1 protein-coding gene and 2 pseudogenes are annotated in these 1,656 nt (G+C 64.9%); all 3 read left to right on the forward strand.

Translation table 11 applies throughout. The features are described from left to right. Window positions 1-792: hypothetical protein (locus ACFWGZ_RS40875; RefSeq protein ID WP_382456955.1), on the forward strand; the 792-nt coding region annotated here is incomplete at its 5' end. 207 nt (window positions 793-999) lie between these two features. Beyond that, window positions 1,000-1,131, forward strand: a pseudogene (locus tag ACFWGZ_RS40880) (transposase); the annotation flags it as partial. 87 nt (window positions 1,132-1,218) lie between these two features. After that, window positions 1,219-1,656: pseudogene (locus ACFWGZ_RS40885) on the forward strand (hypothetical protein); the annotation flags it as partial.

Genomic DNA, 1,656 nt, shown 5'->3' on the forward strand with positions numbered 1-1,656 from the left:
GGCTTCGTGATCACCACAGGTGTGCCTGCTCCTCATAGCGGTGAGGACGCCCCACCCAATCTGCGCGACCTCTTACCTATCTCGAGGAGACGCTCCATGGGGCGAATCACCCCGACCAAGACTCGCTACGCCGGCTACCGGTTCAGGTCTCGCCGGGAGGCCAGGTGGGCGGTCTTCTTCGACACCCTCGGTATCCCATGGCGGTACGAGCCCGAGGGCTTCAGCCTCGGTGATGCCGGAGCATATCTACCCGACTTCCAGCTCTACCCGAACACCGAGCTGGCGATGTGGTTCGAGGTGAAGGGCGAGTTCCCGACCGACGTCGAGGTCCGCAAGGCGCAGGCGCTAAGCACTGGAACGGATCTCCGGACCTGCATCTACTTCGGCGAGGTGGACTTGCCTGCCCCAGCCAGCTTGACCGACATGAGCCTCAACGAGTTTGTAGACCATGTGCCGGAGTACCGATGGGTCGACGACATCGGGTGGGCACCTTTCCTCACCGGGCCTGCCAAATGGGAGCTTGGCTTCGAACCCACTGCCTACATGATCATCCCTCAAGAGGGTGCAGAGCCCTGCACCTCGCCCTGGTGGTGGACGGATTGCAGCCTCTGCGGCCGGATCATCTTGAAGGTCCACGGCCAGATCGGGTGGTGCCCATACCGCGGCGACGACCTACCCGAAGACCACCTGCTGTACCCAAGCTTCGGCCACGCAACGCCGCGCCTTCAGGCCGCCTACACAGCTGGGAAGTCGGCCCAGTTCGAGTTCGGCGAGACCGGGCATTCAAGCTGACGATGTCGCCTTGCCTTGGCTTGCCGCTCCGACGCCACAACCGCCTATACCAGCACGCCTAGGGCCTGTATCGAAGTCGACGATGGCCGCTTGAGCTGGGTTGACGCTAGTGGACGTGTCGATGATCAAGAATGAGCGAGGTCTCTGGCAGAGGGTTTGCCTGCGAAGAGAAACCTGAACACCGGAGACCTCGTGGACACCTTGGCGGTGGCGAGGCGGTTCGATCTGACCGACGCGCAGTGGGAGCGGATGGAGCTGTTGCTGCCTGTGCCGTCACGGTCGGGTCGGCCGTCGTTGTGGACCAAGCGGCAGTTGATCGACGGGGTCCGGTGGCGGGTGCGCACCGGGCGCCCTGGCGGGACATGCCGGTGGAGTACGGATCGTAGGCCGCGGCGTATGGGGTGTTCCGGCGCTGGCAGCGCTCCGGTGCCTGGCAGCGAATCCCGATCACCTGCAAGCCTTGGCGGATGCGGCCGGGCGGATCACCTGGGATGTCAGTGTGGACTCCACGATCGCGCGTGCGCATCAGCATGCCGGTGGTGCGCGGAAAAGGGGGATCTGCAGGCCGAGCCGCCGGGCGGCATCGTCATCGAGCCCGAGGATCATGCGCTGGGGCGCTCGCATGGCGGGCTGACCACGAAGCTGCGCCTGAGCTGTGAGCAGGGCCAGAAGCCGTTGTCGGTCGTGCTGACCGCCGGGCAACGCCACAGCCCGCAGCTCATTCCGGTGCTGCAGGGGATCCGAATACCCAGGCTGACCGACGGCCGGGCCCGGACTCGTCCTGATCGGGTGCTGGCGGACAAGGCTTACACCTCAAAAGACAACCGAGAGCACCTGCGTCACCGAGAGATCCAGGCGACCATC

Origin of the sequence: Lentzea sp. NPDC060358 (assembly GCF_042725365.1) — a bacterium.
Lineage (GTDB): Bacteria > Actinomycetota > Actinomycetes > Mycobacteriales > Pseudonocardiaceae > Lentzea.